The organism is Paenibacillus forsythiae T98, from assembly GCF_000520735.1.
Classification (GTDB): Bacteria; Bacillota; Bacilli; order Paenibacillales; family Paenibacillaceae; genus Paenibacillus_AQ; species Paenibacillus_AQ forsythiae.
The window spans coordinates 1-2,122 of the sequence record NZ_ASSC01000696.1 but is presented as its reverse complement, the minus strand read 5'-3'; the positions used below and the strand labels follow the sequence as shown (position 1 = coordinate 2,122).

Here is a 2,122-nt window from a genome sequence, read left to right as displayed (position 1 = left end):
CAGCGCCTCGCGCAGCACAAGATGATAGTCGCGGCCCCAGGCCGATCTCGCCAGAATGCCCCTGCGCTCGCCCGGCTCGGATTTTGGAGGATTGTCCATTTTGGACGGATAGGCTACCGCGATGGCGATAATGGACTTCGGCCGTCCTTCCCGCAGAGCGGGGATGGTCCGCTTGTCCAGGTCAGGCTCCTCAAAGCCGGAATCATAGCCCTTGTCCCGGTGCTCCTGCAGCAGATTTTTCAAAAAAAGAAACGGCTCCGCTGTCGCGAACCCGATATCGTCAATACCGAGCGACGGCGCCGCCTCCTTGATTTCCTTCTTCAAGCTCTCCCACCTTGGGGGCGGGGGCGCATAAGATGTAAATTCCGGGGTGTTCATTCCCTCCGCCTCCTTTCAGGTCATCGTATACAGCCAATCTTGTTGGCCGATAGCGCCGCAACAATAGAAAAGCATATCTCCCGGCCGTTTGCAACGTCCAGGGATGATATGCTGAGGTAGACAAGGAACCGTCTGCCGGCTCCGGTGCTGCTGCTCTTATATGGTTAATGTTTCCGCTTTCGCAATGCCGGCCAACCTGTCCTTTATTGCCCGACGATGCTCAGCTTCCGCACAGATTTGAAGATCTGGTTCTCGCCATAACCCATCGCTTCGTACAGCGGGAGGGCGGCCTCGTTATGCTCGTCGCCGACGAGATAAATTCCGATGACCTTGCGTGCCTGAAATCTGCTCTCCATAGCCGATACAAGACTTCTGCCGATTCCTCTGCGGCGATGATCGGGATGGACGGCAATGCGGAAATAACAACCATAATTTCTCTCAATCGTGCCAATTAACGCTCCGACAATTTCCCCTTCTTCTTCGGCAACAACAATGAGATCGGAATCCCACGAAAGCTGTCTGGAGAAGGGCTCGATGGTGTTCTCGAAACATTCTTCGGATAAGGCGGTTTGCAACAGCTCAGTTACTGGGCTTACGTCGCTTAATTGAAAGGAACGAACGTGCATTCTTTACAGTCTCCCTTTTCTTTGGCTTTGGATTTTACAAAAAGAAGGAGTTCCCTTTATAATCCGGAGGGCATAAAAAGCATCAAATAACGAGGAATACCTGCTTTCCTTTCTATTAAAGCATATATTTCGGGCGATATCATTACTTTTATCGTGTAAACGCTTATAAGTAAGCGGATACATAGCACTTTATGCAAATTGTTCATCTTTCAGGTAAATATTAGTGTATCTGTTTCTTTTTTCAGGAAATATTAATGTAGTTAACATCGGCTTAACATAAATTATGGCTGTTATAAGTCGGAGCGGGCGGGGTATTTTACTTTATAAACATTTTAGTTTGTTTAGTGTTGCATTCTCGTTTCATATACGGTTTAATATTAATATCGGCTTGGAAGCAGGCCCTATTATTGGCATCAGCATAAAAGATTATGGCGCTTTCGCAAGCGGCAGAGTCTTTTATCCATACAAATTCAAAATTACAATTTCAGGAGGGATTTTTCCATGGCATTTGAATTACCGGCACTTCCTTACCCAAACGACGCTCTCGAACCGCACATCGATGCAACAACGATGGAGATTCATCATGACAGACACCACAATACGTACGTGACCAACCTCAACGCCGCACTGGAAAAGGCACCCGAATTGCAAGGCAAAGGTCTTGAAGAACTGATCTCCGATCTGGACGCCGTACCGGAAGCGATCCGCACTGCGGTACGCAACAACGGCGGCGGACACGCCAACCATTCCCTGTTCTGGGAGACTATCGGCCCGAATGCTGGCGGCGCTCCAACCGGCGCACTGGCTGCGGCAATCGACAGCGAGCTGGGCGGCTTCGAGAAATTCAAGGAAGACTTCGCCGCGGCTGCAACAACCCGCTTCGGCAGCGGCTGGGCCTGGCTCTCGATCAAGGACGGCAAGCTGGCCATCTCCAGCACACCTAACCAGGACAGCCCGCTCATGGAAGGCGCGACTCCGCTGCTTGGACTTGACGTATGGGAGCATGCCTACTACCTGAAATATCAGAACAAACGCCCGGACTACATCAAAGCGTTCTGGAATGTTGTGAATTGGGACGCCGTTGGCAAGCTCTACGACAGCGCCAAGTAAACCGCTGA

Annotated in this window: 3 protein-coding genes; 1 reads left to right on the top strand and 2 read right to left on the bottom strand. The window is 50.7% G+C overall.

The genetic code is table 11. From position 1 onward, the window contains the following. On the bottom strand, positions 1–378 hold a 378-nt coding region (locus L692_RS29715; RefSeq protein WP_036724875.1), incomplete at its 3' end, for a QueG-associated DUF1730 domain-containing protein. A gap of 203 nt (positions 379–581) precedes the next feature. Then, on the bottom strand, positions 582–1,004 hold the full coding sequence (locus L692_RS0121355) for a GNAT family N-acetyltransferase (RefSeq protein ID WP_025702049.1): 423 nt from the start codon (positions 1,002–1,004) through the stop codon (positions 582–584). A gap of 501 nt (positions 1,005–1,505) precedes the next feature. Between L692_RS0121355 and L692_RS0121350 the strand changes: the two genes are divergently transcribed. After that, positions 1,506–2,114, top strand: a complete 609-nt coding sequence (locus L692_RS0121350) for a superoxide dismutase (RefSeq protein WP_025702048.1) — start codon at positions 1,506–1,508, stop codon at positions 2,112–2,114. The last annotated feature ends 8 nt before the right edge of the window (positions 2,115–2,122 follow it).

Excerpts from the sequence above, each read along its gene's own strand:
- L692_RS0121355 (WP_025702049.1), bottom strand. The coding sequence starts at position 1,004 with ATGCACGTTCGTTCCTTTCAATTAAGCGACGTAAGCCCAGTAACTGAG.
- L692_RS0121350 (WP_025702048.1), top strand. The coding sequence starts at position 1,506 with ATGGCATTTGAATTACCGGCACTTCCTTACCCAAACGACGCTCTCGAA.